The organism is Treponema sp. OMZ 857 (assembly GCF_024181085.1).
Lineage (GTDB): Bacteria > Spirochaetota > Spirochaetia > Treponematales > Treponemataceae > Treponema.
Genome location: NZ_CP051147.1, coordinates 1,968,551 through 1,995,261, shown reverse-complemented (window position 1 = coordinate 1,995,261; position 26,711 = coordinate 1,968,551). Strand labels below are relative to the sequence as shown.

The 26,711-nt window shown below is 47.2% G+C and carries 26 protein-coding genes; 10 read left to right on the top strand and 16 right to left on the bottom strand.

The window, feature by feature from the left end:
* Nucleotides 1–10: 10 nt before the first annotated feature.
* Nucleotides 11–745, bottom strand: coding sequence for a YggS family pyridoxal phosphate-dependent enzyme (locus tag E4N66_RS09010; RefSeq protein WP_253727751.1), 735 nt, complete (start codon nt 743–745; stop codon nt 11–13).
* A gap of 144 nt (nt 746–889) precedes the next feature.
* Between E4N66_RS09010 and rpmF the strand changes: the two genes are divergently transcribed.
* Genes rpmF through E4N66_RS08990 form a run of 4 tightly spaced genes read left to right on the top strand, consistent with a single transcriptional unit; the run spans nt 890 to nt 3,546 of the window.
* Nucleotides 890–1,078, top strand: coding sequence for a 50S ribosomal protein L32 (gene rpmF, locus E4N66_RS09005; RefSeq protein ID WP_016522149.1), 189 nt, complete (start codon nt 890–892; stop codon nt 1,076–1,078).
* Between the two features lie 14 nt (nt 1,079–1,092).
* Complete coding sequence (acpP, locus tag E4N66_RS09000) at nt 1,093–1,329, top strand: acyl carrier protein (protein ID WP_016522148.1); 237 nt, start codon at nt 1,093–1,095, stop codon at nt 1,327–1,329.
* 11 nt (nt 1,330–1,340) lie between these two features.
* Nucleotides 1,341–2,075: a ribonuclease III gene (gene rnc, locus E4N66_RS08995; RefSeq protein WP_253729446.1), complete on the top strand. Its 735-nt coding sequence runs from the start codon at nt 1,341–1,343 to the stop codon at nt 2,073–2,075.
* Between the two features lie 16 nt (nt 2,076–2,091).
* On the top strand, nt 2,092–3,546 hold the full coding sequence (locus tag E4N66_RS08990) for a methyl-accepting chemotaxis protein (RefSeq protein WP_253727750.1): 1,455 nt from the start codon (nt 2,092–2,094) through the stop codon (nt 3,544–3,546).
* A 56-nt stretch (nt 3,547–3,602) separates the two neighbouring features.
* On the opposite strand, the gene E4N66_RS08985 is transcribed toward E4N66_RS08990, so the two are convergent.
* Both E4N66_RS08985 and E4N66_RS08980 read right to left on the bottom strand, forming a co-directional pair.
* On the bottom strand, nt 3,603–4,565 hold the full coding sequence (locus tag E4N66_RS08985) for an Hsp33 family molecular chaperone HslO (protein ID WP_044013191.1): 963 nt from the start codon (nt 4,563–4,565) through the stop codon (nt 3,603–3,605).
* Between the two features lie 8 nt (nt 4,566–4,573).
* Nucleotides 4,574–9,091 (bottom strand): 2-hydroxyacyl-CoA dehydratase, encoded by a 4,518-nt coding sequence (locus E4N66_RS08980; protein WP_371922414.1) that lies wholly within the window; start codon nt 9,089–9,091, stop codon nt 4,574–4,576.
* Between the two features lie 358 nt (nt 9,092–9,449).
* Here E4N66_RS08980 and E4N66_RS08975 point away from each other — a divergent pair, with 358 nt between their 5' ends.
* Both E4N66_RS08975 and rsmD read left to right on the top strand, forming a co-directional pair.
* A complete protein-coding gene (locus tag E4N66_RS08975) occupies nt 9,450–9,890 on the top strand; it encodes a hypothetical protein (protein ID WP_044013189.1) in 441 nt (146 codons plus the stop codon).
* 10 nt (nt 9,891–9,900) lie between these two features.
* Nucleotides 9,901–10,434 (top strand): 16S rRNA (guanine(966)-N(2))-methyltransferase RsmD, encoded by a 534-nt coding sequence (gene rsmD, locus E4N66_RS08970; protein ID WP_253727748.1) that lies wholly within the window; start codon nt 9,901–9,903, stop codon nt 10,432–10,434.
* Nucleotides 10,435–10,443: 9 nt separating this feature from the next.
* Here rsmD and fliJ read toward each other — a convergent pair whose 3' ends face one another.
* The 10 genes from fliJ to hslV all read right to left on the bottom strand — a co-directional run bounded on the left by fliJ (nt 10,444) and on the right by hslV (nt 19,496).
* A complete protein-coding gene (gene fliJ, locus E4N66_RS08965; RefSeq protein ID WP_253727746.1) occupies nt 10,444–10,890 on the bottom strand; it encodes a flagellar export protein FliJ in 447 nt (148 codons plus the stop codon).
* Between the two features lie 6 nt (nt 10,891–10,896).
* Nucleotides 10,897–12,336, bottom strand: a complete 1,440-nt coding sequence (gene fliI / locus E4N66_RS08960) for a flagellar protein export ATPase FliI (RefSeq protein WP_253727745.1) — start codon at nt 12,334–12,336, stop codon at nt 10,897–10,899.
* Nucleotides 12,337–12,339: 3 nt separating this feature from the next.
* Nucleotides 12,340–13,278, bottom strand: a complete 939-nt coding sequence (gene fliH, locus E4N66_RS08955; protein ID WP_253727744.1) for a flagellar assembly protein FliH — start codon at nt 13,276–13,278, stop codon at nt 12,340–12,342.
* A 41-nt stretch (nt 13,279–13,319) separates the two neighbouring features.
* A complete protein-coding gene (gene fliG / locus E4N66_RS08950; protein WP_016524171.1) occupies nt 13,320–14,381 on the bottom strand; it encodes a flagellar motor switch protein FliG in 1,062 nt (353 codons plus the stop codon).
* A gap of 1 nt (nt 14,382) precedes the next feature.
* Complete coding sequence (fliF, locus tag E4N66_RS08945) at nt 14,383–16,086, bottom strand: flagellar basal-body MS-ring/collar protein FliF (protein WP_253727743.1); 1,704 nt, start codon at nt 16,084–16,086, stop codon at nt 14,383–14,385.
* 51 nt (nt 16,087–16,137) lie between these two features.
* Entirely contained in the window at nt 16,138–16,500 is a 363-nt protein-coding gene (gene fliE, locus E4N66_RS08940; RefSeq protein WP_016524169.1) for a flagellar hook-basal body complex protein FliE, read from the bottom strand.
* Between the two features lie 17 nt (nt 16,501–16,517).
* Nucleotides 16,518–16,973: a flagellar basal body rod protein FlgC gene (gene flgC, locus E4N66_RS08935; protein WP_016524168.1), complete on the bottom strand. Its 456-nt coding sequence runs from the start codon at nt 16,971–16,973 to the stop codon at nt 16,518–16,520.
* Between the two features lie 10 nt (nt 16,974–16,983).
* Nucleotides 16,984–17,403, bottom strand: a complete 420-nt coding sequence (flgB, locus tag E4N66_RS08930; protein ID WP_044013177.1) for a flagellar basal body rod protein FlgB — start codon at nt 17,401–17,403, stop codon at nt 16,984–16,986.
* A gap of 75 nt (nt 17,404–17,478) precedes the next feature.
* Entirely contained in the window at nt 17,479–18,939 is a 1,461-nt protein-coding gene (gene hslU, locus E4N66_RS08925; RefSeq protein WP_253727742.1) for an ATP-dependent protease ATPase subunit HslU, read from the bottom strand.
* A gap of 17 nt (nt 18,940–18,956) precedes the next feature.
* Nucleotides 18,957–19,496 carry an ATP-dependent protease subunit HslV gene (gene hslV, locus E4N66_RS08920; protein ID WP_253674036.1) on the bottom strand — a complete coding sequence of 180 codons (540 nt, stop codon included), beginning with the start codon at nt 19,494–19,496 and terminating at the stop codon, nt 18,957–18,959.
* Nucleotides 19,497–19,724: 228 nt separating this feature from the next.
* On the opposite strand from hslV, the gene E4N66_RS08915 reads away from it, so the two are divergent.
* From E4N66_RS08915 to E4N66_RS08905, 3 genes are all read left to right on the top strand, one after another.
* On the top strand, nt 19,725–21,059 hold the full coding sequence (locus E4N66_RS08915; protein ID WP_253727740.1) for a C1 family peptidase: 1,335 nt from the start codon (nt 19,725–19,727) through the stop codon (nt 21,057–21,059).
* A gap of 160 nt (nt 21,060–21,219) precedes the next feature.
* Entirely contained in the window at nt 21,220–21,432 is a 213-nt protein-coding gene (locus E4N66_RS08910) for a DUF2281 domain-containing protein (protein ID WP_253674037.1), read from the top strand.
* Complete coding sequence (locus E4N66_RS08905) at nt 21,432–21,821, top strand: type II toxin-antitoxin system VapC family toxin (RefSeq protein ID WP_253727739.1); 390 nt, start codon at nt 21,432–21,434, stop codon at nt 21,819–21,821. Before E4N66_RS08910 ends, E4N66_RS08905 begins: the two co-directional genes overlap by 1 nt.
* Before the next feature lie 101 nt (nt 21,822–21,922).
* On the opposite strand, the gene E4N66_RS13155 is transcribed toward E4N66_RS08905, so the two are convergent.
* The 3 genes from E4N66_RS13155 to E4N66_RS08895 form a co-directional block, all read right to left on the bottom strand.
* Nucleotides 21,923–22,090 (bottom strand): helix-turn-helix domain-containing protein, encoded by a 168-nt coding sequence (locus E4N66_RS13155; RefSeq protein WP_371922413.1) that lies wholly within the window; start codon nt 22,088–22,090, stop codon nt 21,923–21,925.
* 308 nt (nt 22,091–22,398) lie between these two features.
* Nucleotides 22,399–22,797 carry a putative toxin-antitoxin system toxin component, PIN family gene (locus E4N66_RS08900; protein WP_253674039.1) on the bottom strand — a complete coding sequence of 133 codons (399 nt, stop codon included), beginning with the start codon at nt 22,795–22,797 and terminating at the stop codon, nt 22,399–22,401.
* Nucleotides 22,794–23,042: an AbrB/MazE/SpoVT family DNA-binding domain-containing protein gene (locus tag E4N66_RS08895; RefSeq protein WP_044013163.1), complete on the bottom strand. Its 249-nt coding sequence runs from the start codon at nt 23,040–23,042 to the stop codon at nt 22,794–22,796. The genes E4N66_RS08900 and E4N66_RS08895 overlap by 4 nt, the downstream gene beginning before the upstream one ends.
* A 359-nt stretch (nt 23,043–23,401) precedes the next feature.
* Between E4N66_RS08895 and ileS the strand changes: the two genes are divergently transcribed.
* Nucleotides 23,402–26,686, top strand: coding sequence for an isoleucine--tRNA ligase (ileS, locus tag E4N66_RS08890; protein WP_253727738.1), 3,285 nt, complete (start codon nt 23,402–23,404; stop codon nt 26,684–26,686).
* Nucleotides 26,687–26,711: the final 25 nt, after the last annotated feature.

Sequence of the window (26,711 nt, the reverse complement as noted above, 5' to 3'; positions counted from 1 at the left end):
TCCGTTATCATTATGAAGGACTTTGTTCATTCCAGTAGTAAGTATCGGGGTACTGACGTTCGCCGAATATCGCCGTACCGATGCGCAACATGGTTGAACCTTCTTCAATGGCGATTTCTAGGTCGCCCGACATCCCCATCGAAAGAATATCCGTAGAAATATTCGGCAGCGCCAGTGCTGCAACGCGCTTTTGCACCTGTTTAAGGCAGCGGAAGCACGCCCGTACCTTATCTTCTTCCCCAGAGAATAATCCGATAGTCATAAACCCGCGGATAGTGATATGGGGCAGGGTAGCGATGGCTTTTATCAAAGTCTCCGCTTCTTCCGGTGCACAGCCGAATTTGCTTTCCTCTGCCGAGGTGTTTACCTGCACTAAGATGTCGAGGTTACGGTCTTCTTGCGCAAGCCGCTGTTCCAGTTTTTGTGCCGTATCGAGGTTATCGATCGATTGGATACATTGCGCATACTGAATCACCTCTTTAATCTTATTCGATTGCAGATGCCCGATAAAATGCGCCGTATGCGGCACTGCGGAAAGCGCCTCATATTTATCGCGCAGCTCCTGTACCTTGTTTTCGCCGATTAAAGTGCAACCGCAGGCAAAAGCCTGTAGAATCCGCTCCGGCTCGACGGTTTTAGTTGCAAGCAACAGCTGAACTTCTTTAGGATCGCGCCCTGCTTTTTTACAGGCAGCCTTAATCCGTTCCATAATGTGCAGGATGTTTTCTTGAATAATATGTTCCATAAGAAATGTATTGTGATGCTCCTGATAGTTTAAATTATATAATCCATTCGGTATTTATGCAAGGATTCATATTGACTATTTTCAGGTTCACGTATAATATGGAATATCTTTTTGTGATTTAATTATGAATAGGGAGGTTACCTTATGGCAGTGCCAAGAGCTAAAACGTCAAAAGCACGCACACGCCGCCGTCGAGGAATCAATATGCGGTTAAACGCACCTCATCTTGTGGAGTGTGCAAATTGCGGCAATTTAATTTTATCTCATCATGTATGTTCAAAATGCGGGTTCTACCGCGGACATCAGGTCGTTGATCCGGATACATTAAATTAAGAGAGGATTTTCTTATGGACGAATTATTTGTTCAAATTCAAAAGTTGATTGCAGACAAGTTGGAAATTGATGCGGATAAAATTACGCTCGATTCTTCATTCCGCCAAGATCTCGGTGCAGATAGCCTTGATACGTATGAGCTGGTGTATGCAATCGAAGAAGAGATGGGAATCAAGATTCCTGATGGAAAAGTAAGCGAATTCGAAACCGTTAGGGATGCTTACGATTTCATTAAATCTCAGTCGAAGTAATATTGCAAAAGATGTCGTTCTTGTTTCCTTTTATCCATGTTTTAGAAAAACATCGGAAGCAAGAACTGCTTACTTTTCAAAAAAAAGCAGGATGTAAATTTAAAAATATTGGCTTATTGGATATAGCCTTTCGTCATCGTTCATTTTCTAATGAACACAGCGATTCTCCTATCAATAATGAGCGGCTTGAGTTTTTGGGTGATTCCGTACTTGGTATGATTGTTGCAACAGAGTTGTATCTTGCTCATCCAGATAAACCTGAAGGCGATCTTGCAAAAATTAAAGCTGCGGTTGTTTCCGAAGACTCTCTTTTTCCCATTGCACTGAATCTCAATATCGATACATATCTAATGCTGGGGCACGGTGAAGAAGTGTCGGGCGGTAGGAAGAAAAAAGCCCTGCTCGCCGATGCGGTGGAGGCACTTATCGGTGCACTCTACTTAGATTCGGGATTCAAGGCTGCTCAACAGTTCGTATTAAAAATTATTGAACCGCAGATGCAGTTGGTCGAACAAAATAAACATCGATATCGGGATTATAAATCCTTGCTGCAAGAATATGTGCAAAAAAAATATCGCATTATCCCTAAATATGTGCTGGTAGAGACATCGGGGCCGGATCATGACAGAGTTTTTCAAGTAAAAGTTGTCATTAAAGAGAAGGAATATGAACCTGCTTTAGGGAAAAGCAAAAAGGAAGCGGAACAAGCTGCCGCGGAGGCTGCTTGGAAAGCCTTGTGTCTGTAAACAAAGGGGAAAAAGTATGTTTTCATTTACAAAAAAGGATTCGGAAGCGGAAAAGCATGAGATAGCGCCTATCACAAACGGTATCGTGTTTGAGGTAAAAGAAGTAGAAGCATTGATGACTGCTGCGGAAAATATTGCACTTAATATCAGAAGCAGGATAACCGGTGCGTCTCAGGTTCTTTTTAAAAACCTCAAGCAAGAACATCAATTTGAGGCGTTTACCGATAGTATCCATTCAATTCTGGATTCCATCATGTCGGTTCAGGAACAGCTGCAAGAGGTGCATAGCTGCACTACTGCACTGGAGGATACGGCCGGAAAAGCAAGTTCGTCGGTAGAACAAATAACCGATTCGGTAAATCGTGTTGCAAATATTGTTACCGATAGAATTTCGGTTACTTCTCAGTTAACGGATGCCGTTGCAAAGGGGGCGTTAAAGGTAAAAGATTTATTTACGGTTATCGACAGCCTTAATCAAAACATTGATGCGGTTAAAGATATTATCGGCTCGATAAATGATGTCAGTGCTCAGACAAACCTGCTTGCGATGAATGCTGCCATAGAGTCGGCACATGCGGGGAAGGCGGGGCTTGGATTTGCCGTTGTTGCGGGCGAAATTAGAAAACTTTCTGAAGCGACGGCGCTCAATGCTGCCGATGCTTCCAAAACCCTTAAAAATATGCTTGAAGCGCTTCAGATTGCGCGTGATACCGCTGACGAAACGCGTACTGCGATGACGCTTATCGGTAATTCGGTAAATGAAACAGCCTCTTCTTTCGTAGAAATTTCTTCTGAGATGAATATGCTTGCCGGAACAAGCATATCGGTACGCGATGCTGTTATGTTGGTGCCGGAATCTGCGGCAGACTTGAATAACCGTGCGGACACCGCTATTGAATATATCAATAAAATAGCTGATCAGGCGGATAAAGGCGGCAATATGCTGACCTCTTTGCAGACAACTGCAAACGAAGTAAGCAATTTAATGAGCAGCGCCCTGTTTAATATGAACAATATTATTGATAGTACCGTTGTGGTCGATGCTGCAGTCGAAAAAGGTATTGATCTGGTAAACGGAAAGACAGTAGCGGATGAGTATGCTATGCCATTTGCACGCATTGTATTGAAACATCTCGGTTGGGTTACTAAGGTGCGTGCCTTGATTGATGGGCGGCTTGATGTAAACACAATAGAATTGGGTGACCATAAAAAATGTGATTTAGGGCAATGGATTGAAAAAGAAGCTCCGCTGCATGAAGGTTTAATGCAGCATCCCGAGTTTAAAAAGCTTATGGTACACCATGAGCAGCTCCATAATGAGACGAAAGCTATTGTCGGTCAGCTTAAAACATCATCGAGAACCGAATTGGAAGCTTCTTATTCAAAATTGCTGGATTATTCTGCATCGGTTATCGAAAGTTTGAGTATCTTGCGTCAATTTATCGATAGTAAAAACTACACAAAAAAATAGAGAACAGGGGTATCCCGAAAATTAGTTACTTTCGAGATACCTCCGCTTTGCTGATTTTATAGTTCGGCAAGCGGAATATGGTAGACACTGGAGCAATTCCGGCAGACAATCTCAAGCGGATCGTCTGCTGTTTCTTTTAAGTTTTTCCGTTCAGCTTCCGACAGCTTCTGCAATGCTTCCAGATAATACTCTTTTGAACATGGGCAATCGAAGGCTATGTTCCGTGCTGCAACCGCTTGAGGATTGAACTCTCTCAGTAAGCCAAAAATGATATCTTCGCAGTTCCCGCCTTCACTGAACCAATCGCCGAGCGGAGGACAGGCGGTAAACGCCCGTTCCATACGGGTAACGGCATCTTCAATTTCTTCTTCCGTTTTTGCCTGTTTTCCGCGGCGAGTTCCTCCTTCCGTCGGCATCCGTTGGATAAAAAAGCCTCCGGCGCCGACTACTCTGCCAATGCTGTCAAACCTGATACTCGTATTAAAGGCCGTATAGAGCTGTTCCGATTGCTGAAAATACCACGCAAGGTCTTTTGCGATATTCCGGTATTTAATTTCGACAATACCGCGATGTGGTTCCCGCCCGGCAGCATGATCTGCCTCCGGAAAGCGGGTAACGGTAAGTGTGCCGTTTCCTAAAAAGGGGGCGAGATCCCAGCTTTCAAGCGGAGTTTCAATCGGTATGGGATTTTGCAGAAGATAGCCGCGCACAAAGCCTCGCGAGTCTGCTTCTACTGAAAAGCCGGTTGCAGGGCCGTCCGTTTCATAGCGCAGCTGGAGTGTTTCGCGCCCTTTCATCGTTTGAATCATCAGTGCGGCACAGAGGCCTGCCTGTCCGAGCACAAGGGTTTCGAGGATTCCCAGCCGGTGCTGTGCACGTATTCGGTTTACGAACCGCGTGCCGTGGAAAAGCCCTCCGCGGAACAGGCCGTCGTCGGCAGTAAAGATATGGAGTTCATCTTTTTCAAGTTTATCAAGGTGCTGTTGCAGCGCCGTGTCGTCAATAGGTGCGTATATCATGGTTCTTATTATGCCCTCTTCCGATTCATTCCGTCAGGATGTTCACCATACGGTGCATTTGCCAACAGGAGCTTGAGGCGATTGAGTTGATTTACCTCGCTTGCACCCGGGTCAAAGTCGATTGCGGATATCTGCGCATCAGGATACCGGCGACGCAGCTCTTTTATCATACCCTTGCCGGTAACATGGTTAGGCAGGCACGCAAACGGCTGCAAGCAGGCGATGCTGACAACGCCTGACTTGATAAGTTCAACCATTTCGGCGGTAAGGAACCATCCTTCACCGGCGACGTTCCCTAAATCAAGAACCCCGTGGACACCCTTTGCTAAATTATAGATCGATTCGGGGGCGGTAAAACGGCGGCTTTTGTTCAGCTGTTTTTTCATCCCGTTGCGGTACCGTTCAATATACCAGATTGCGACGTGATATTTAAATCGGTTAAATGCGCTCGATTCCAGCGATGTTTCGTAATAAACTCCGTCGAATAGCGAGTAGAAGAAGAAGTCCATCAAGTCGGGCATGACACATTCTGCGCCTTCCCGCTCAATGGTGCCTACAATATCGTTGTTGGCTGTCGGATGAAATTTTACCAAAATTTCGCCGACTACCCCGATTCGGGGTTTTTCTTCTTGAATAAGCGGCAGCGTATCAAAGTCGTGTACAATATCTCGTACAACCTTACGATAATCCCGCCCGCTCATGTGTTTCAATTCGGTCTTTATCCTGTCTGCGTAGTGCCGATAGAGCGTATTTGCCGCGCCCTTTTCTTGCTCGTAGGGGCGGGTACGGTAGAGTACACGCATCAGTAAGTCGCCGAGGCAGAGCGCTTTTAACGCGCGGTCTGCCAAACCGAATGTCGGCTTAAAGCCGGAATTCTTTTCAATCTGCTGCGCGCTTAATCCGATTACGGGGATATATCCTAAGCCCGCATCTTCCAATGCCCGCCTGATAAACCCGATGTAGTTTGTTGCGCGGCATCCGCCTCCCGTTTGCGTGATGATGAGCGCCGTCGCATTCAGATCGTATTTACCCGATTGCAGCGCCGAAATCATCTGTCCCGCAACGATGATCGCCGGATAGCAGGCATCATTATTGACGTATCGTAATCCGCAGTCGATTGCCTGAGGATCGGTATCCGGCAATATGACGAGATTAAAGCCCGAATGTTGAAAGGCTGCTTCCAACAAATCAAAGTGAATGGGCGCCATCTGCGGAGCGAGGACGGTATACCGTTTGCTCATCTCTTCGGTGAATTCTACGTGCTTAAAGCCGCGGTATCCCTGCGCCTTGACGGGAGCGCCTTTACTGCGTTCACGGATAGCCGCCATGAGACTGCGGATACGGATGCGCACTGCGCCGAGGTTGGAACCTTCGTCGATTTTGAGCAAGGTATACATTTTCCCATGCGCTTCGGTAATTTCCTGCACTTGATCCGCAGTAACCGCATCCAAACCGCAGCCGAAGCTGGTAAGCTGAATAAACGCAAGGTTATCTTGCCGTGCGGTAAATTCGGCGGCGCGGTACAAGCGGTTGTGATACACCCACTGGTCTACAACCCGAAGCGGGCGGGGGAGTTTACCTAAATGCGCAACGGAATCCTCGGTTAATACGGCGAGTCCCAAGCCCGTCAACAGTTCGGGAATTCCATGGTTAATTTCCGGATCAAGATGATACGGCCGCCCGGCAAGTACAATACCGATAAGCCCCTGTTCTTTTATTTTTCGGAGCGCCGCCTCTCCTTGGAACTGGGTCTCTTTTTTTACCTCTTCCGCTTCCTCTTTCGCCTTCCGCACAGCAGCACGGATTTCGGCAAGCGGAATATCCCAGTATTTATTGAGTTCTTCATGGAGCCGCTCGCCGAGCCGTTTTTCGTTATAGAGCGGCAAGAACGGGTTTAGGAACCGGATATGTTCATCCTGCCGTAACGCATCGATGTTGTTTTTGAGCACTTCGGGATAGCTCGTTACGACGGGACAGTTGAAATGGTTGTTTGCCTTAGGGTCTTCTTTCAATTCGTAGGGGATACAGGGATAGAAAATCGTCGTAACGCCTGCTTTTAAAAGCGCTTCGATATGGCCGTGGGAAATTTTGCCGGGATAACATACCGATTCCGACGGGATGGATTCCAATCCCAGTTCATAGAGTGTACGGGATGAACGCGGAGACAATTTTACCGAAAATTTCAGCTTGGTAAAAAGTGTGAACCAGAACGGATAGTTTTCGTAGAGGTTGAGTACCCGCGGAATACCGATGGTGCCGCGTTCCGCTTCGGCTTCCGGCAGCGGCTTATATGAAAATACGCGTTTGTATTTCCATTCGAAGAGATTGGGAATGCCGCTATCCTGTTTCCTTTTACCGGATTTTAGCAGCGATTCTTTTGCTTGAGTATTTTCCGTTTCCGCTATTTCGGCGCCGCGTTCACATCGGTTTCCCGTAATAAAAATACGGGTGCCTGCCGCGGGTGTATTGAACCGGTTGACGGTTAAAAGGCAGTTGTTGGCACATTTACCGCAGCGGGAAAGATCGAGCTTGACGGTTAACGCATCAAGCCCTTCCGCCGGTAAGATATCCGACTTAACCTGTATGTCTGCCCCTTGCTCAATCCATTGATCGCGGGCAAGGAGCGCGGCGCCGAATGCACCCATCAAGCCGCTGATATCGGGGCGCACCGCTTCTCTGCCGGTAATCAGCTCGAAGGCGCGTAATACCGCATCGTTGTGGAACGTACCTCCTTGAACGATGACCTTTTCACCGATAGCGGCGGTATTTCTCAGTTTGATAACCTTAAAAAGGGCATTTTTGATAACCGAATACGAAAGTCCCGCCGAAATATCGCCGACGGACGCGCCTTCCTTTTGCGCCTGTTTAACGCGGCTGTTCATAAAGACCGTACAGCGGCTTCCGAGGTCGATAGGTTTCGGTGCGAGGAGCGCTTGGGTTGAAAAGTCTGTAACCGCCATACCGAGCGAACGGGCAAAGTTATCCAAAAAGCTGCCGCATCCCGAAGAACAGGCTTCGTTTAATTGGATGGAACTGATGCAGCGATCTTTCATGCGGATGCACTTCATATCCTGTCCGCCGATGTCGAGCAAAAATTCCACGCCGGGCAGGAAAAAATCGGCTGCGCGATGGTGCGCAATGGTTTCAACTTCTCCCGCATCTACACCGAAGGCTGCTTGGAAGAGTCCTTCACCGTAGCCGGTGGATAAAGAGCGGGCAATATGCGCTCCGCTCGGAATTTGTTTATAGAGGGATTGCAGCATGGCTACCGCAAGATTGACGGGATTGCCTGCATTCGATTCGTAGAACTGCCAGAGGATTCGTCCTTCTTGGTCGATAAGCACGGCCTTCGTCGTTGTTGAGCCGGCATCCATACCGAGGAACACGGGTCCCGTTGCTGCTTCAAGCGGGGCGGTTTCCGCTCGTTCTCGCCCGTGCCGTTCGCGGAACTCTGCAAGCGCCGCATCATTTTCAAAGAGGGGCGGAAGCCGCTGGACTTCCTGCATTTCCGCATCGGCGAGGGAGCCGAGCTTATCCCGCAGTACTTCTACGGTCAACGCGGCGGGATTGATAAACATCGTTGTATTGGTGATTTCAGGGGTTGCAGCAGGCTGAGCGCGAAACCCCGTGCGTAACAGTTGGGTCTGCGTCGGCGCTGTGCAGGAAATTTCCGCCGTTTTGGAGCCGTTGTTGACAGCCCTGTGGGGCGATGCCCTCAGCGATTGATTGGAACCGGCGCTGAGCGCTGCGCCGAGCGCGACAAAGAGTTCGGAGTTTTCCGGCACGATGATTTCGTCGTTCGCAAGCTTCAGTGTCTCGATAAACCGTTGCCGCAGTTGGTCAAGGAAGTGTAAGGGGCCGCCCAAGAAGGCACAGCGTCCGCGGATGGGTTTTCCGCACGCAAGACCGGAAATCGTTTGGCTGACAACCGCCTGAAAAATACTTGCGGCAATATCTTCCCGCCGTGCTCCTTCGTTGATAAGCGGCTGAACGTCGGTTTTTGCAAAGACACCGCAGCGGGCGGCAATGGGATAAATGGTTGTTGCATTTTTGGCAAGTTCATTTAACCCCGTCGCATCGGTTTCGAGAAGCGCCGCCATTTGGTCGATAAAGGCGCCCGTACCGCCTGCGCAGGTGCCGTTCATACGCTGTTCAACCGAATGGCCGAAGTAGGTAATTTTGGCATCTTCGCCGCCCAACTCGATGGCGACATCGGTTTGCGGAATCTTTGCCTGCACAGCGACGGCCGCGGCGACAACCTCCTGAACGAACGGTACGGAGAGCCATTTTGAAACAGCCAAACCGCCGGAACCGGTTACCTGCACTTGCAGCTGAGCATGGTCGCCGTATATTTTTGCGGCAGCATCCAATGCTTCCGTTACCACCACGATAATCGTTTTGCGAATATCTGCGCGATGCCGTTCATAACGGCTATATACTATGGAACCGTCAGCTGCAAGAATGACCGTTTTTACGGTTGTGGAGCCGACGTCTATTCCCATTTTGAGTTTATCATTGAAAATCATATATACCATACTGCCACATTGCATAAAAAATTACAAGCTAATTGCCTGCTTGAGGTGGGCAAACGCATCAGACCGTTTTTTTAATATCCCCGCGGAAAAATTGAAACTATTCGACCAGAGTTGAACCTCTTCGCGGTTCAAATGGTCTCACAGGCTCAATTTTTCCGCGATTTTTATCTACTCTGCCTGATGCGTTTACCCATTTGCCGAAAAATGTACGAAATTTTGTTTAAAATTTCGTACAGAAGGAAGGCAACCGCTAACAATATTTTTGATGCGGTTGCCCTGCTTGCTTGAGGCAAAACTCATTGTTGTTAAAAAAATGCCGATACTCAAAACGTAGAAAGGGAGGAGTTCTATGCTTAAAAATACCGCATTTCATGATAATCTCTATCAACTTGCAAAAATAGTCAGTATTACCACCGAAGGGCTTTCGCTTGAACTGTCAGAGAATATGTTTTTAGATAAAATGCTTGCCGATATATCTTTTGTATCAGATACATTACAAACCTTATTTGGCGAAGTACAGAATCTTTCGCATTTACCCGAATATCTCCCAATTATGCAGAGTCTCTATTCGTGTGAAACGGATTATTTATTACTCTTAAAAGCATTCGCCGCTAAAACGATCGAAAAACAGATTACTTTGCCTGTTTCCGGCACCGATCTAAGTGCTTATTATAAGCTGCATAGCGATGTAAAAGATCGAATAGAAAAACGGATTCAAGAAAGCGATAAGAATCTAGATGCATATCAGATTGTTTCTCAAAACGAGTTAAGTCAGCTTCTTTGTATTTAAATATACCGATATGCGAATAACAGGCGGAACACTAAAAAACCGGCAAGTTCAATGCCCTAAGGGTATTATCCGGCCGGCAATGGATAGAATGAGGGAATCTCTTTTTGCGATTTTAGGTGATTTGGAAGGCAAGTCTTTTTTAGACCTCTTTACCGGATCGGGTATGTGCGGACTGGAAGCCTATTCACGGGGAGCCTATCCTGTCGTATTGGTGGAAAAAGATAAGGATAAATTTCCCATTTTGTTAAAGAATGCCGCGCTTGCAGATAAAAAACTTGAGTGTAAATGTATGCCGGTGGAGCTTTACCTTCAGCGCTCTAAACATATCTTTGATATTATCTATCTTGATCCCCCTTTCCCGTATCAGTTTCATTATGATCTGTTACATACAATCGCCGAAAAGCCGATTCTAGCCGCGGGAGGGCTTGCACTGATACATCGTCCCAAAGAAAAAGAGCTGCCCGACCAAATCCTGTCGTTAACACGTGTCGATCAGCGCGCTTACGGCCGTTCGATAGTGGATTTCTACAAAAAATCAATGTAGTGAAGCAATTTAAAGTATATTCTGACTTTTTCTATATTCACGGGCGTTGACGATGTCATCAAGAATTGCATCTTGCTGTTTTAGCCCCTCAGCTTTCCATTCGGCTTCTTTTCGCTCCCGCAGTTTTGATACGATAAGCCGTTCCTGATGTGCTTTGATATAGATTTTCCGCATTTCTTCGACGACAAGCTCCGCTTCCACGAGTGCTTTTTCCTGCTTTTCGCGTTCAGTATGAAGGCGTGTTAAATAGTTTTCGTGTAAAGACAGCTCTCCAGGAGTTTTAAGGCTGCTCCATAACGACCGGCGCGTTTTTACTTCTTCTCGTGCAATTTCGGCAAGGCGCAACACAATCGCTTCGCGGGCGGCAACGGCACGTCCGAGGTTGGTTTCCGCTTCTTTTTCGCGGAAGGCGCGGATATCCAAGAGCTTTTGCAGGGTAAATTGAAATTTTTTCATACGGAATTAGCCTTCCGTATGCTCCGCTGCCGGTTTTTCAATTTCTGCTTTGTATAAATCGGCGGCTTCCGACGGCATCAGGTATTTTTTTGCTGCGCCTGCGCCCGCTTGGAAACTTTCTTCATTCGGTATGTCGATGTGGGTAATGGCGCTGAGTTGTTCCAGCGTTTTTTCAATCGGCGCAGGATCGTTTACCTCTTGCTGTAAAAAAGTTTCGATTTTATCATGGTGTGCGATCGCCTCGTCGATGGCGGGATTGTTGCCTTTTTGGTATGCACCGACTTGAATCATATCTTCGGCATCGGCATAGACTGCCATCAATTTACGCATATACTGTGCTGCTTTTTTACTGCATTCCCCTGAAACGCGGTTTGCCAAACGGGAAATACTGCCGAGTACATCGATGGCAGGGTAGTGTCCGCGCTGGGCAAGTTTCCGGTTGAGTAGAATATGTCCGTCCAAGATACCGCGCACCGCATCGGAAATCGGTTCGTCCATGTCATCGCCGTCAACGAGTACGGTATAAAAGCCGGTAATCGAACCTTTTGCGGATGTTCCGCTCCGCTCAAGCAATTTAGGCAATGTTTCAAAGACACTTGGAGTGTAGCCGCGGGTTGCCGGCGGTTCCCCGATAGCGAGGCTGATTTCGCGCTGAGCCTTGGCAAAGCGGGTAACCGAATCGAAAAGGAGCATTACATCCTTTCCTTGGTCGCGGAAATACTCGGCGATTGCCGTTGCCGTATATGCGCCGCGGATACGGGCGAGCGGGGTAGTATCCGATGTAGCGGTTACCACAACCGAATGTTTTAAACCTTCCGGGCCGAGGTCGTGTTCCAAGAAGTCGTTTACCTCGCGGCCGCGTTCGCCGATGAGTGCAATGACGTTGACGTCGGCGCTCGTATTCCGCGCAATCATGCCCATCAAAGTCGATTTACCGATACCGGAACCGGCAAAGATACCGATACGCTGCCCCCTGCCGACGGCAAGGAGTGCGTCGATAGCGCGGATACCCGTTACGATGCGTTCTTTAATGGGACGCCGTTCCAGCGGATCAGGCGGTGAAGCAAGGATGGGGTAGTGCAGGGGAGCGTAGGGTTCCTGTTTGCCGTCCGCCGCCCTTCCGAGTGAATCGACGACGCGGCCGAGCAGCACCGACCCGACCGGTACGGAAAGCATCATCCCGCTTGCAATAACATCACAGCCGATTTCTACACCCTGTATATCTTCGTAGGCCATCAGCTGTACGGTTGAGCCGTTTAAACCGATAACCTCGGCGATGATACTTTCTGTGTTATCTTTTAGATTGATTCTGCATAATTCCCCGACAGAGGCTTGCGGGCCGCGGCTTTCGATAAGAAGCCCTTGTACACGGCTGACGACACCGGTACGTTTAATGGGTTCCGTTTCGGAAACCGCGTCAAGGTATTTATCAAAAATCGACGTCATAGGCTACTTTCGATTTGAAGACCCGTCGGAGGAAGCCGCTCGTGTCCTTATCGGAGATATTTCGAGGATGCGTTGCTCAAGCTCATGCAGCTGAGAGGCGATACGTGCATCTACCGAACCGAAGTCGGTTTCGATGATACAGCCGCCCGCATCGACCGATAAGTCCTCCACAACGGTGATATTTTTGATATTTTCCACCGCTGCCAAGAAGTCTTTTGTATGCTCGCTCGTTAAACCGACATCGGCAAGGTTTACCCGTATAATGACATCGGCACGTCCCTTTACCTTGCGCAGCGCATGGATAATATTCGATGTTACGACATTCCGCTGATTTTCTGAGATTACTTTTACAATCTTGCGGGTCATCAGCAGTACAAGGTCGACAATCTGCTGTTCCGTCTGGGCTAAAATCTCCTCGCGTTTATCCATTGTGCGTTCGATCATCGTATGGAGCCGTTCTATCAAACGGGTTACTTCGACTTTTCCTTCTTTAAATCCCGCTTCCCGTCCGGCATCGAAACCTTCGGTAAAAGCTTTCTTTTGTGTAGCCGCTTCGGTTTGTTCAGCCTTATCGACAATGTCTGCGGCTCTTTTCTCCGCCTCGCTGACTATTTCTTGGGCTTGTTCACGGGCTTTTTGCGCATCGATTTGGGACACATCCATCTGCCGCTTTGCTTCTTCAAAAGCGGTTTTCTTTGCGTTTTCGATAATTTCATCGGCTTCGCGGTGAGCGTCGGCAATGAGCTGTTCTTTTTCAAGTTCCCATTGACGCTTAAATTCTTCCGCTTCGTTTTTGAGATCCTCAAGCGTCGGCCCCTCAGGAACCGGAACTGCTTCTACCACTTCGGTAGTTGTTTCCGGTTCAAAGGTTTTCGCTAATGCCAGCACCATATCGCCGTTGAGCTTTTTAACTTCAAAATCACGAAAAATATTTTTAGCCACTTTCAGAATCTCCTTTTGCCGATTTGACTACGCTGCCCGGGTTAGACAATCATCTCGTCTTCGTCGGAACGTGCAATAACGATATCGCCGTTGTCCTCCAAGTGCCGGATAATCGAAACAATCTTCTGCTGTGCCTCTTCGACGTCCTTCAAACGGGTCGGTCCCATGTATTCCATTTCTTCTTTTAACATGCTTGCCGCGCGTTTGGACATATTTCTGAATATCTTGTCCTGTACTTCGGTATCGACAATCTTGAGCGCTTTTGCAAGCTCTTCACTGTTAACTTCACGCAGCACCTTCTGAATAGAACGGTCGTCGAGCATAACAATGTCTTCGAATACGAACATCCGTTTCTTGATCTCTTCCGCAAGGTCGGGGTCTTGGTCTTCAAGCGATTCGATAATCGACTTTTCGGAAGAACGGTCTACAAGGTTGAGTATTTCAACGATGCTTTCGACACCGCCCGCTGCCGTATAATCTTCGCTGGAGAGGGTAGAAAGCTTCTTTTCGAGTACCCGTTCAACCTCGCGCAAAACATCGGGCGAAGTTCTATCCATCGTTGCGATACGGCGAGCTACGTCGCTCTGAATTTCATCGGGCAGGTTCTGCAAAATGACTGACGCTTTCTGCGGTTCCAGATATGCAAGGATGAGCGCAATGGTTTGCGGGTGTTCCTGCTGAATAAAGTTTAAAAGATGCGCCGGATCGGTACGCCGGATAAAGTCGAATGGCCGTACTTGCAGCGAGCTGGTGAGCCGGTTGATAACCTCAATCGCCTTTTGGCTGCCTAAAGATTTCTCTAATAAGCCGCGCGCATAGTCGATACCGCCAGTCGTAATAAAGTTTTGGGCGGCCATGAGTTCTTGGAACTCTTGTAATACCGCTTCTTTCAGCTCGGATTCAACCGTTTCGGTACGGGCAATTTCGAAGACGAGTTTTTCGATTTCATCCTCGCGCATTTGTTCCATGATTTTAGCGGAGATTTCCTCTCCGACTGCAACCAAGAAAATTGCCGCCTTTTGCCGCCCGTTTAGCGATTTTATATCTTTCTGCTTTTTGCTGTTTGCTGCATTCGCTTTTTCTTTTGCGGGTGATACTGCCATACTATTCCTCCATCAACCATGTGCGCAGCAGCAATGCAACATCTTCAGGATGTTCACGCGCATTGTTTATCACATTTTCTAACAGTTCTCGCCGTTTCATCTCTTCTACGGACATTGAAACTTCCATGCCGGCCTGTTCAGCCTCCCACAGCGCTTTTTCTCGTTCAAGCTGATGCTGCCGCAAAAGTTCTTCTTCTCTAAGCCGCTTTCTGCGTTCGAATTCGCGGGTGGCAATACGGTAGATGATAAAGAGGAGTAAGAGAACCGCCAAACCTGCTAAACTGACCAGTAATATCAACCGCCGCTGCACGGATCTGAAATAGGCTTCATCTTCTTTTTCGAATTCCGATAAGCGGTCGAATTGGATGTTAAGAACGCTGACCGAATCATTCCGCAGTGCATTGTATCCGATTGCGGCTTGCACAGCCTGTGTGGCTTTCTGCAATTCTTCATCGGAAATCGGAATATACTCACGCTCAATCTGTCCGTCTTTAATGATGAGATTGCCGTTTGCATCTTTCTTTTTGCGCCATTGCCCGTCGATGTTTACCGACACGGTACGGCGTCCCATTTCAGGGCTGACAATCTCGGATGTTCTCCGGCTGCCGATTTCTTCGTTTGTTCTTACAATCGACTGCGTAGACAATCCTGTTAAATTGCTGGTATCCCGATATGAAGGAGCTGTTTGTCCTTCCACACCGGCGGGTCCTTCAGGATTAAAGCCTGTTCCCTGATAGGTGGTCGTTGCCGTTTCCGAAGAGCGGGTTACCGAAGCTCGTACCTCGGATTCATCGTACGGGGTTTCAGGATTGTCCGGTCTCAGCTGGAAGGGCAGGAATTCTACCGTTTCGGCTGTCTTTTCCGACATATCCATATCGATCTTAATACTGAGTTCCCGGACACGATCGGTGCCGTAGGTCTTTTGCAGAATATTAAGAATTTTGATTTCATACTGCGTTTCCAGTTTTGCAATAATCTTCTGTTGTTTTTCGATAATGGAGAGGCGGTCAAAGTCCTTCATCCCTGCAAAATCATTGAGAATATTGCCGCTGTTATCGGCAATAGTGATATTGTCATCGGTCAAACCTTCAACGGCATATTTTAAGACCTTTTGGATACCTTCAATTTTTTTTCGGTTTGTACTGATGTCGCTGCCCGGTTTCGGATAGAGTATAATACTTGCCGTTACGGGATTTTGCTCTGATTGAAAAAACTTATCTTTCGGCATATTGACTACGACACTTGCGTCATCTACATCGTCCAATGCTTTAATGTGCTTGCGGACTTCTTCGATAACAGCGCGCCGTACGTCGATATTGCGTTCAAAGTCCGTGCGTGTCCAGCGTTCTACGTCGAAAATAGCCCACGGGTCGGTATTCTGCGGAATAAGGTCTTCACGCAAGAGAATAGCGCGCATCCGGCGGGCGGTTTGCTCGTCATTCACCGAAATAACTCCGGATTGTGAAACGGTTGCTTTCACATTCTCTTCGTTGAGCCTTAGAATGATACGTTCTCTGACCGTTGCATCCGTTACCGGGGTATCGATGAGCGGCACAAGAGAGGGCTTAGCCGACCATGAAGTAAGCAAGACGATAATGACAATCGCTGCAACAACTACGACTGCCAGTATGCCTTTTTGGATAAGCGTCCACTTACTCCACAGTGTTTTGATTTGCGTTAATGTTTTTTTAAACCATTCGTTCATGTGTCCTCCCCCTTACTGAACGAACCTGCTACAATAATTATAACAGCTCCATTATCTGGTTATGGTAATATCATTCCAACTTTTTACGACACGGTCTATCAGCGTCTGTGCAATTTTCAGCGACATACCGGCTTCCGCCATTGCGATGGTAATATCGTGTACATCTACGGATTCCGGATCGACAATCATCTGTTGTCCGAGTTCCGCAGTCCGCTGCTGTTTTGCATTTACTTCGTCAAAGGCCTTGAGCAGGGTTTGCTCAAAGCTCATTGCTTTTTTATTTACTGCCGTGTCAACTAAATCCGTATCAGAAACCATGCGGCTGCGGAAGTTATCGACGGCGATCGGCGCTATTGCCGGATTTTTCATAATAGCCGGAACCTTATACAAGGTTGCCGTATTGGTAATAGTCATAGGTGCCCCTTATCTCGTTAGCGTCCGATCTCGAGCGCACGCTGAAACATTTCTTTTGAACCCTGAACAACTGCCGCATTCGCTTCATACGAGCGGGATGCAGAAATCAGGTCAACCATTTCTGTTACGATATTCACATTCGGATATTCCACGTAACCCGCTTTCGGCCCCGAAAGTATTGCATGGGGATGGTCGGGTTCATAGGAAAGCCGCGGTTCGGAGTTATCTTTTTCGATACCGGTTACGCGGACACCCGTTCCGACGCCTCTATCCATATCGGAAGAAACAAAGGGAAGCCGCCAATCGATGCCGTCATTTTTCTGCGCAAGAACGACGCGGCTGCGGCGGAAATATCCCCCTTCCTGTGAACTGGTGGTGGAAGCATTGGCGATGTTATCGGAAATAACATCCGTCCGTAACCGTTCGGCGCTCATACCGGTCGCCGCTATGTTGATACTGCTGAAGATACCCATTTACCGCTCCTTATTTTAACACCGACTGTACTTGGCTGTACTGAAAACCGGTCATCTGACTTAACAGCTGATACTGCATCTGAATCTTGAGGATAGTCATTGCTTCTTCTTCAGCATCTACGTTGTTGCCGTTTGCCTTTGCCGTCGTGGTATAGTCCAGCACGCGGCGCGGAGAAACCGAACGATAGTCAATAACACCGTCCGACTTAATATGATTCGGATTGGTTACCGTTAACTGAAATTGACCGGCAGCCCGTTTTTCGGAATCGAGCGCATGTTTTAACTCCGTTTCAAAATTGACCGATGTCCGCTTGAAATCCGGTATTTCCGAGTTTGCAAGGTTATTTGCCGACACGGTATAGCGAAGGGCGTTTACATCAAGCGCACGGTGTAAAAGATCAACTGTCTTTTGAAAACTGTTTATGTGCATCTCAACTCCTATCTATTTCTATTAAGCTATTCGTATACTCATATATCGGCATTATAAAATTTCTCTTAAGGAACGTTATAGAATATAACGGGATAAATCTTGATCCTGTACAATGTCCTTCAAGCGCTCATCGACGTACGCGCGGTCTATTTCGACGGTTTTTTCCGTCATGCCGCTTGCATTAAACGAAATTTCCTCCAATAGCATTTCCATGATTGTGTGGAGGCGGCGGGCACCGATGTTTTCCATCGTTGAGTTGACCTCTGCTGCGAGGTTGCTCATGCGGTCGATTGCTTCATCTTTAAAGATGACGGTAAGTCCTTCGGTTTCGAGCAATGCTTTGTATTGTTTGGTTAATGCGTTCTTAGGTTCAAGCAGAATCCGCTTAAAGTCTTCCGCATGGAGCGATTCCAGTTCTACCCGCAGCGGGAAGCGCCCTTGAAATTCGGGAATAAGGTCGCTCGGTTTTGAAATGCTGAAAGCCCCCGCCGCGATGAACAGGATGTGGCGGGTATCCACGACGCCGAACTTTGTGTTGACTTTGGAACCTTCTACGATTGGAAGGATATCGCGCTGTACCCCTTCGCGGGACACGTCGATGCCGCTGCTCCGCTCGCTTTTTGATGCAACTTTATCGATTTCGTCGATAAAAATGATGCCCATTTGCTCAACCCGCTCTTTGGCTTCCTCTACGATTTTATCGTGATCGACGAGCTTATCGAGCTGATCGTTTATAATGACCATGCGGGCTTCTTTTACGCTGGTCGTTTTACGCTTGTTTTTACCCGCGCCCATCAGCATACTGCTGATATTCGACATCGCACTTTCGAGGTCTTCCATGCTGGAACCGCCGGCAAAGATTTCAAAACTCGGCATACCGGACTGTTGTACGGAAACTTCTACCATTTTATCTTCAAATTTGCCGTCCCGCAGCATCTTGCGGAATTTTTCCCTTGTTTCGTGCATATCGTCTTCGGCTTGTCCGCTGTCTTCTATCGAATTGACTTCTATTCGGATTCCTTTGTTATTTTCAGCATCCGCATCATGTTCCGATCCGGCGATTAAAAGCGGCTTAGCACCTTCTTTCCGATTCCGCTTCTTTTTGTTGGAACCCGGCAGTAAAAGGTCAAGGAGGATTTCTTCCGTGTTTTTTTCCGCCTGTGCTTTCAGCGTTTCCTGCATCTCGCTTTTTACCATAGAGTAACCGACAGCCATCAGGTCGCGGATCATCGATTCGACATCACGGCCGACATAGCCGACTTCGGTGTACTTTGTCGCCTCTACTTTAAGGAACGGCGCTCCCGAAAGTTTTGCAAGCCGGCGGGCAATCTCGGTTTTACCTACGCCGGTCGGCCCGATCATCAGAATATTCTTCGGCGCAATTTCTTCGCGGATCTCTTCGCTCAATTTGAGCCGTCGTGTCCTATTCCGCAGAGCAACGGCAACAGCTTTTTTCGCCTTTGTCTGCCCGATAATATATTTGTCCAGTTCCGCCACGATGTGCGGAGGAGTGAGTTCATCCAAGTTGATTGTCATTGTTTCTTCCTTATACCTTATATTTCCTCTATATGTACGTTTTCGTTGGTGTATACGCAAATCTGCCCGGCGATATTTAAGCTCTTTTCCGCAATTTCGCGGGCTGATAGGTCTGTGTTGCGGAGTAGGGCGAGCGCTGCGGCATACGCATAATTGCCGCCCGATCCGATTGCGAGCACATCTTCCTGCGGTTCAATGACATCCCCGTTTCCGGAAATCAGTAAAATGGTCTTTGCGTCCGCGACCAGCAGCAGCGCTTCAAGATTTTTCAGCATTTTGTTGGTGCGCCACTCTTTGGCAAGCTCGACCGCAGCGCGGGTAATGTCGCCTCCGTATTCCTTGAGCCGCCCTTCAAACTTTTCGAGCAGTGTAAAGGCATCTGCCGTTGCACCGGCAAAACCGGTCATCACTTTGCCGTCATAAATCTTGCGGACCTTGCGGGCATTGCCTTTCATTACCGTTTGCCCCATCGTAACTTGTCCGTCGCCTGCCATCGCAACCTTTCCGTTGCGTCTGACGGCAATAACGGTTGTACTCCGCACCTTCATGTTTCCCATGTATAACCTCATTAGCAATATTAAAATACATTGATATCGCTTTTTATTATACCATAATGCGTTCCTTTTGAAAATATACGTATCTGCGTTGGCTCTTTTCAAAAGTGCTGGGCTGGATACGGCGCAGTCGATGTGCTGCATTGCTAAAAGGTTGATTTTATAGCCTATGCGATGTATTATGATTACCGTTAGTTTACATACGGTACATCAAACCGAGAGGAGTTATATATGAATATTTCACCTGAACTTTTAAAAAAGTTTGAAAGCGACTATCGTGCAGACCCGTCGAATGCAGTTATTGCAGGGGCTGTCGCCAAGAGCGGCATCGAGGATGCATCATTTAACTATGATGTCCGCCGCCGCCACAATTTTTGCTTTTCTCACGAAACAGAGCGCGGAGAAATTACCAATCAAAAGAAGAGCGGACGCTGCTGGATGTTTGCTTCGCTAAATGCCGCCCGTGTAGAAATAATGAAAAAGCTCAACTTGGAAACCTTCGAGCTTTCCCAGAACTACACGCTGTTTTGGGATAAACTCGAAAAATCCAATTACTTTTTTGAAAGCATTTTGGAAACCCTTGACGAACCGCTTGAAGGACGGTTGCTCGCGCATTTGCTGGCCAATCCTATTCAGGATGGCGGACAGTGGGATATGTTCTCCGGTATTCTGCAAAAATACGGCGCCGTGCCTAAGGATGTGATGCCCGAAACCTTCCATTCTTCCGATACGCGCTTCTTTGTTGCCGAATTAACCCATCGCCTCCGCAAATATGCGCAGCTGTTGCGGGACGGGCACAAGGCAGGAAAGTCTATCAAAGAACTCCGTGCAGACAAAGAAACCTATCTTTCACATGTATACAGCTTTTTGGTTAAGGCGCTCGGTGAACCGCCGCGCGTATTCGACTTTGAATGCCGCGATAAGGATAAGAAGTTTCACAAAGCAGAGCAGATTACCCCGCAGCAGTTCTTTAAAGAGTATGTCGGCTGGGATTTAAACAATAAAATCAGCTTAATCAATGCGCCGACGGCGGATAAGCCTTACGGCAGAGCCTACACGGTAAAGTTCCTCGGTACCGTGAAAGAAGCGGAACCCATTCACTATATCAATGTGCCGATCGACGTGCTTAAAACGGCGGCTATTGAATCGATTAAAGCCGGTAAACCAGTCTGGTTCGGCTGCGATATGGGGCCGTATATCTGCCGCCCCGAAGGTATTATGGATACCGAAGTCTATCTCTACGATAAAACGCTCGGTGAACTGCCTGAATTTACCAAGGCCGAACGGCTCGATTACGGCGACAGCCTTCTTACCCACGCAATGGTACTGACCGGCGTCGATCTGGATAAATCAGGAAAGCCGATTAAATGGCAGGTAGAAAATTCGTGGGGTGATGAATCGGGCAAAAAGGGGATGTTCTCGATGTCCGATGCGTGGTTCGATGAGTATACCTATCAGATTATGGTAGAAAAGACCTTTGTCGAGCAAAAATGGCTCGACGCCTTAAAACAGCCGCTCGTACAACTTGAACCATGGGATCCGATGGGAGCGCTGGCACGGATATAGGAAAACGGGTTATCAACTCGGATTTTACGACGATTTCTATTCCGAAGAAAACGGAATAGAAATCTGATGCGAGATGTAGAAAATTTGATGAATTTATCATATAATAGAGCATCTCTAAGAACTTGGGTAGATTTTTAGAGAATTGTATAGGAGACCATATATGCCTTATACAGTTTTAGAAAAAGAACTTGCAACGCTCCCTCATGCTGCAATAAGTGAGGTTGTTGATTTTATCCGCCTGATAAAATTGAAATTTCCTGAAGACGATGCTATTTCTGAAAAGAAGTCTCTTTTTGGCGTTTGGAAAAATGAACCTTTTTATATGTCTCCGGATTTTGATGACCCTCTCGAAGATTTTGCGGAGTATATGTAATGAAGTACTTGCTCGACACTCATACAATTCTTTGGTATTTATTTGGGAATGAGCGATTATCGAAAAGTACTAAAAATATCATTGAATCTAATGTTTGTTTTTACAGTTATGCTTCATTTTGGGAGATTTCAATAAAACAAAGTAAGAAAAAATTGGAATTTACTCATACTGTATATGAAATAGATGAGATGTGCAGACGAGCAGGATTTAGAAAACTTCCGATTACACTTGATGATTTCAACAGAATTCGAAATTTGCCGTTTCAAGATAATGTAAAACATAATGACCCATTTGATAGAATTTTAATCTCACAAGCACTTGAAAATGATTTAACAATCGTAACTACGGACGGAAATATTCCGTCATATAATGTAAAAACTATTTGGTAAAAGATAGAAAATCTCATCACCCGCTTCAAATCTGACATTTGTTTTGTTATGAACGTTTCTTAGATTGGTGCTTCGGTAAATCTGTCGCAGCAATGTATCAGTTATAGATACATTTCAATGAGATTAATAATTGTTTTTTTAGCCTCATCTTTTGACAAAATGCTATTCTGCGGAAATAATACAGATGGATCAATTCCCATTGCCGTACATAATTTTAACAGTGTATTTAAGGTGGGGGGGCGTTTACCCGTTTCGATGTAGGTAATCATATTCTTCGATACACCCGATTAAAGAGCAAATAATCCCAACTTTCTTTTAAAAAATATAATACTTACTAACTATTTTAAATGCTTTGGTATGAAAGTTGTTTGCTAATACGTACATATCCATTTACACAGTTTTCCTGACAGGCTCTAGAAATTTGTGCAGGAACATTACGGAAAATAACTGTTGTATTGCCGCTGGTAAGTACAACTTGCCAAAACCCTATTTGCATTTTTCAAAACTTGCAAATAGGGCATTTCATATCAATTTTTCCTCTTGGTGAAATCAGAAGTCCATAATGGAAAGCTCAAACTTAAATCAATTCAAAATACGCTGCCGGTGTAAAGATGAGTAGTTTATCAATTTTTATATCTTCAAAATCCTTATCACCTGTGATTAAAATATCCGAATCGGATAAAATTGCAGATACAAGAACCGGTAAATCTTTTATATCTCGAATTTCCGGATATTTCTTTTCATCAATTTTTTCGGGAGTCTTAAATTCTTCAAACCTGATTCCATTAAAAAAAATATTCAACTGTTCTTTTTTTAATGGAAATTTCTTTTCAAAAACTTCTTTACATTCGTCTTTTATGTATGAAGCAATTATTACCGTGTGCTTTTCAATTAAATGAGAAAAAACTTTAGCAACTTTAGCATTGGGAAAAAGTATCGCAGAAATAATGATATTGGTATCTACGAAAACTCTCAACGTGTTTTCCTTAATTCTTTGATGTATGCAACAACATCATCTTCCGTTTGAAAGCCTTCTTTTTCTGCCTCTCCTCGCATTTGAGTTTGAATATTTGACAAAGTTATTTGAGAAGCATTTGCAATATACACTTTTCCTTTGCTTTCTTCAAAAAAAACTTTATCACCGCTTTTTAACCCAAGCATATCTCGTATTACAAGAGGAATAGTGATCTGCCCTTTCGATGTTACTTTTGCCAGTTCCATAAAACATCTCCTTACTTTCCTTACTTGTACTATATACTAACGGAGGAAATGCCGTCAAGGGACTGTTCAGCGGAAGGGCAGAGGCGGATATCCTTTTTTCCGTTTGTTTTCAGGTATGCGGCAGTTTTGGAGCGGGAGCGGAAAAACCTGCCTCCGATGATGCAGGCACGGGAAAAAGATTGGAGCCGGAGACCGGTTTTTGCGTAAGCAAAAAGCCGCCCAAATATTGACATAACAACACAAAAAATTGAAACTAGTAAGAATAAATAGATGTGCGTTTTAGTGAAAGAGGGGCATTTCTAAAGATTAAAGTTTTAGGGGTTCCAGATAACGCCTTTTATAGACAAGGAGTATGAGGTATGTATACACCGGTTGATCCTAAGGTGGATTTTCCGAAACAGGAAGAAGCGGTTTTGCGCTTTTGGGAAGATCACGATGTTTTTAAGAAGTCTGTTGCGCAGCGTGAAGGGGCTGATGAGTACGTGTTTTTTGACGGCCCGCCCTTTGCAACGGGGCTGCCGCATTTTGGGCATTTTGTGCCGAGTACGATTAAGGATATTATTCCGCGTTATCAGACGATGAAGGGGAAGAAGGTTGAGCGGCGGTTTGGATGGGACTGTCATGGGCTGCCGGTAGAAAACTTGATCGAAAAAGAGCTGGGGCTGAACTCGAAGACCGACATTGAAAAATACGGTATTGCCAAGTTTAATGAGGCGTGCCGGGCGAGTGTGCTGCGGTACGTGAAGGAGTGGCGGCATACGATTAATCGGCTGGGGCGCTGGGTTGATTTTGATAACGACTATAAGACGATGGAACCGGCATATATGGAGTCGATTTGGTGGGTGATGAAGCAGCTGTGGGAGAAGGGGCTGTTGTATGAGGGGCATTATATTTTGCCGTATTGCCCGCGCTGTTCCACGGTACTTTCCAATCATGAGCTGAATCTCGGCGGTTATAAGGATGTACACGACCCTGCGATTACCATCCGCTTTAAGGCGCGGTATACCGTTGCCGGCACTCCTGCGGCGAAAACTTTTGCTGCGGAGCCGCTTCCGCCGAATACCTATCTTTTGGCGTGGACGACCACCCCGTGGACACTGCCGAGCAACCTGGGGCTTGCGCTCGGCGCGGATATCGACTACGTGCTGGTTGCCGATGAGGGTGAGCACTATATTCTTGCCGAATCCCGCTTAGCTGCGTACTACCGCGAACCAGAAAAATGCACCATTGTATGGAAGAAAAAAGGCGCAGAGCTGCAAGGTATCTGCTATGAGCCGCTCTTCCCGTATTTTGCGCATTTGACCGTAAAAGAGGACGGCAGTTCCGATGATGCAGGACGGGGTGCGTTCCAAACCTTAATCGGCGACTTTGTTTCGACGGAAGACGGTACGGGTATTGTCCATACGGCGCCGGGCTTTGGTGAAGAGGATAGTACGCTATTCAAGGGCAGCGGAATACCGATGATCTGCCCTGTTGATGCCGAATGTAAGTTTACAGCGGAGGTTCCGGACTATCAGGGACGCTTTGTAAAAGATACTGATAAAGATATTATGGAGCGGCTGAAGGCTGAGCGGAAACTGGTGAAACGGGATCAAATCCTGCACGCCTATCCGCACTGCTGGCGCTGTTCAAGCCCGCTCATTTACCGTGCCGTCAGCAGCTGGTTTGTTTCGGTGGAAAAGGTAAAGGACGCGATGCTGCGGGCAAATAGCAAGATCAATTGGCAGCCCGCTCATATCAAAGACGGACGCTTTGGAAAGTGGCTTGAAGGCGCCCGCGACTGGGCAATCAGCCGTAACCGGTACTGGGGAAATCCGCTGCCGATTTGGAAGTGTTCCAATCCCGACTGCGGACACTCCCTCTGTGTGGAAAGTCGCGATGAACTGAAAGCATTGAGCGGTGTTTATCCTGAAGACTTGCATAAGCACTTTGTTGACAAGATTACCATACCGTGTAAGCAGTGCGGCAAAACGATGTACCGTGTTCCGGAAGTGCTGGACTGCTGGTTTGAGTCCGGTGCGATGCCCTATGCGCAAGTGCACTATCCTTTTGAGAATAAAAAATACTTTGAAGAGCACTTCCCCGCTCATTTTATTTCCGAAGGGCTGGATCAAACCCGCGGTTGGTTCTATACGCTGACTGTCTTGGCGGCTGCGCTGTTTGACCGCCCCGCGTTTGAGAACTGCATTGTCAACGGACTGGTGTTGGCAACCGACGGGAAAAAGATGTCTAAGTCTCTGCGGAACTATACTGATCCCAATGAGGTTGTCCAGCAGTTCGGGGCGGATGCGCTGCGCTTGTTCCTGATGCATTCAAACGTGGTTAAGGCGGAGGATTTGAAATACTCCGATGACGGTGTGCGCGATATTCTGAAAGGTATTTTAATTCCGCTGTGGAATAGCTACAGCTTCTACGTGACGTATGCGAATATCGACGGTGTTACGCCGCCTGCTCATGCGAAACTCGACGGCACGGATGCCCACATCGCTGCCTTTGTGAAAGAGCTGAACAATCCGCTTGACCGCTGGATTCTCTCCGTAACTGAAAAGCTTGTGTTTGATGTAACGGCGGCGTTGGACGATTACGACCTTACGAAGGCGATTGACCCGATTGTTGCATATATCGATCAGCTGAACAACTGGTATATCCGCCGCTCCCGCCGCCGCTTCTGGAAGAGCGAAAACGACGGCGATAAGGCGCAAGCCTACGAGACTTTGTACCGCGCGCTCAAGAAGTTTGCACTGGTCGCGGCTCCGGTTGTACCGTTTATCACCGAATCGATTTGGCAAAACTTGAGAACAGCGGATGATCCCCTTTCCGTACACTTGGCGGATTACCCCGTCTATGCGGAAGCGGCGCGGGATACCGAGCTTGAATTTAAGATGGAGACGGTACAAAAAGCTGTGTCGATGGGACGGGCGCTCCGGTATCAATTCAATTTGAAAATTCGCCAGCCGCTCAAAGCTGTAGAAATTGTTACGAAGAACCAGCAGGAGAAGTCGGTTTTACGCGAAATGGAAAGCAGCATTATGGAAGAGCTGAATGTGAAAGAGGTGATCTTCCACGACAAAGAGGATGAGCTGGTTGAGTATTCCGCCAAGGCGAATTTTAAGGTGCTGGGAAAAGAGCTCGGCGCAAAGATGAAAACCGCAGCGGCTCAGATTGAAAAACTCTCTTCCGCGGAAATCGAAAGTCTCTTTGACGGCGCAACCTTGAGTATTGATGTTGAGGGGCAAGCCGTTGAGCTGACTTCCGGCAAGGTGATCCTGAACCGCATTGAAAAGGCGAACCTCAAGGTGCTGAACGAAGGGACACTGACGGTTGCGCTTAACACGCAGGTAACCGAGGAGCTGCTGCTGGAAGGCTATATCCGCGACCTCGTCCGCGCAGTGCAGAACTTGCGGAAGGAGTCCGGGCTTGAAGTAACCGACCGGATTACGCTTTCCGTTTCCGGCACCGATACGGACGGGAAGCACCTCTTGCAAAAAGCGTTCGAGGCAAACAAGGACTACCTGATGAATGAGACCTTGGCTGTCGAGGCGGTCTTTGGGGTCGAGCTGCCTGCAGGAAAGACTGCCTCCGAGCTCGACATGGGCGATGGGCTTTGCTGGCATATCGCGCTGGAGAAGGCGGCTGGAGTGTAAGAGGTAGAGCCTCTGAAATTGCAGA

Coding starts and splice junctions, on each gene's coding strand:
- E4N66_RS09010 (WP_253727751.1), bottom strand. CDS start 745: ATGGAACATATTATTCAAGAAAACATCCTGCACATTATGGAACGGATT.
- rpmF (WP_016522149.1), top strand. CDS start 890: ATGGCAGTGCCAAGAGCTAAAACGTCAAAAGCACGCACACGCCGCCGT.
- acpP (WP_016522148.1), top strand. CDS start 1,093: ATGGACGAATTATTTGTTCAAATTCAAAAGTTGATTGCAGACAAGTTG.
- rnc (WP_253729446.1), top strand. CDS start 1,341: ATGTCGTTCTTGTTTCCTTTTATCCATGTTTTAGAAAAACATCGGAAG.
- E4N66_RS08990 (WP_253727750.1), top strand. CDS start 2,092: ATGTTTTCATTTACAAAAAAGGATTCGGAAGCGGAAAAGCATGAGATA.
- E4N66_RS08985 (WP_044013191.1), bottom strand. CDS start 4,565: ATGATATACGCACCTATTGACGACACGGCGCTGCAACAGCACCTTGAT.
- E4N66_RS08980 (WP_371922414.1), bottom strand. CDS start 9,091: ATGATTTTCAATGATAAACTCAAAATGGGAATAGACGTCGGCTCCACA.
- E4N66_RS08975 (WP_044013189.1), top strand. CDS start 9,450: ATGCTTAAAAATACCGCATTTCATGATAATCTCTATCAACTTGCAAAA.
- rsmD (WP_253727748.1), top strand. CDS start 9,901: ATGCGAATAACAGGCGGAACACTAAAAAACCGGCAAGTTCAATGCCCT.
- fliJ (WP_253727746.1), bottom strand. CDS start 10,890: ATGAAAAAATTTCAATTTACCCTGCAAAAGCTCTTGGATATCCGCGCC.
- fliI (WP_253727745.1), bottom strand. CDS start 12,336: ATGACGTCGATTTTTGATAAATACCTTGACGCGGTTTCCGAAACGGAA.
- fliG (WP_016524171.1), bottom strand. CDS start 14,381: ATGGCAGTATCACCCGCAAAAGAAAAAGCGAATGCAGCAAACAGCAAA.
- fliF (WP_253727743.1), bottom strand. CDS start 16,086: ATGAACGAATGGTTTAAAAAAACATTAACGCAAATCAAAACACTGTGG.
- fliE (WP_016524169.1), bottom strand. CDS start 16,500: ATGACTATTACCAATACGGCAACCTTGTATAAGGTTCCGGCTATTATG.
- flgC (WP_016524168.1), bottom strand. CDS start 16,973: ATGGGTATCTTCAGCAGTATCAACATAGCGGCGACCGGTATGAGCGCC.
- flgB (WP_044013177.1), bottom strand. CDS start 17,403: ATGCACATAAACAGTTTTCAAAAGACAGTTGATCTTTTACACCGTGCG.
- hslU (WP_253727742.1), bottom strand. CDS start 18,939: ATGACAATCAACTTGGATGAACTCACTCCTCCGCACATCGTGGCGGAA.
- hslV (WP_253674036.1), bottom strand. CDS start 19,496: ATGGGAAACATGAAGGTGCGGAGTACAACCGTTATTGCCGTCAGACGC.
- E4N66_RS08915 (WP_253727740.1), top strand. CDS start 19,725: ATGAATATTTCACCTGAACTTTTAAAAAAGTTTGAAAGCGACTATCGT.
- E4N66_RS08910 (WP_253674037.1), top strand. CDS start 21,220: ATGCCTTATACAGTTTTAGAAAAAGAACTTGCAACGCTCCCTCATGCT.
- E4N66_RS08905 (WP_253727739.1), top strand. CDS start 21,432: ATGAAGTACTTGCTCGACACTCATACAATTCTTTGGTATTTATTTGGG.
- E4N66_RS13155 (WP_371922413.1), bottom strand. CDS start 22,090: ATGATTACCTACATCGAAACGGGTAAACGCCCCCCCACCTTAAATACA.
- E4N66_RS08895 (WP_044013163.1), bottom strand. CDS start 23,042: ATGGAACTGGCAAAAGTAACATCGAAAGGGCAGATCACTATTCCTCTT.
- ileS (WP_253727738.1), top strand. CDS start 23,402: ATGTATACACCGGTTGATCCTAAGGTGGATTTTCCGAAACAGGAAGAA.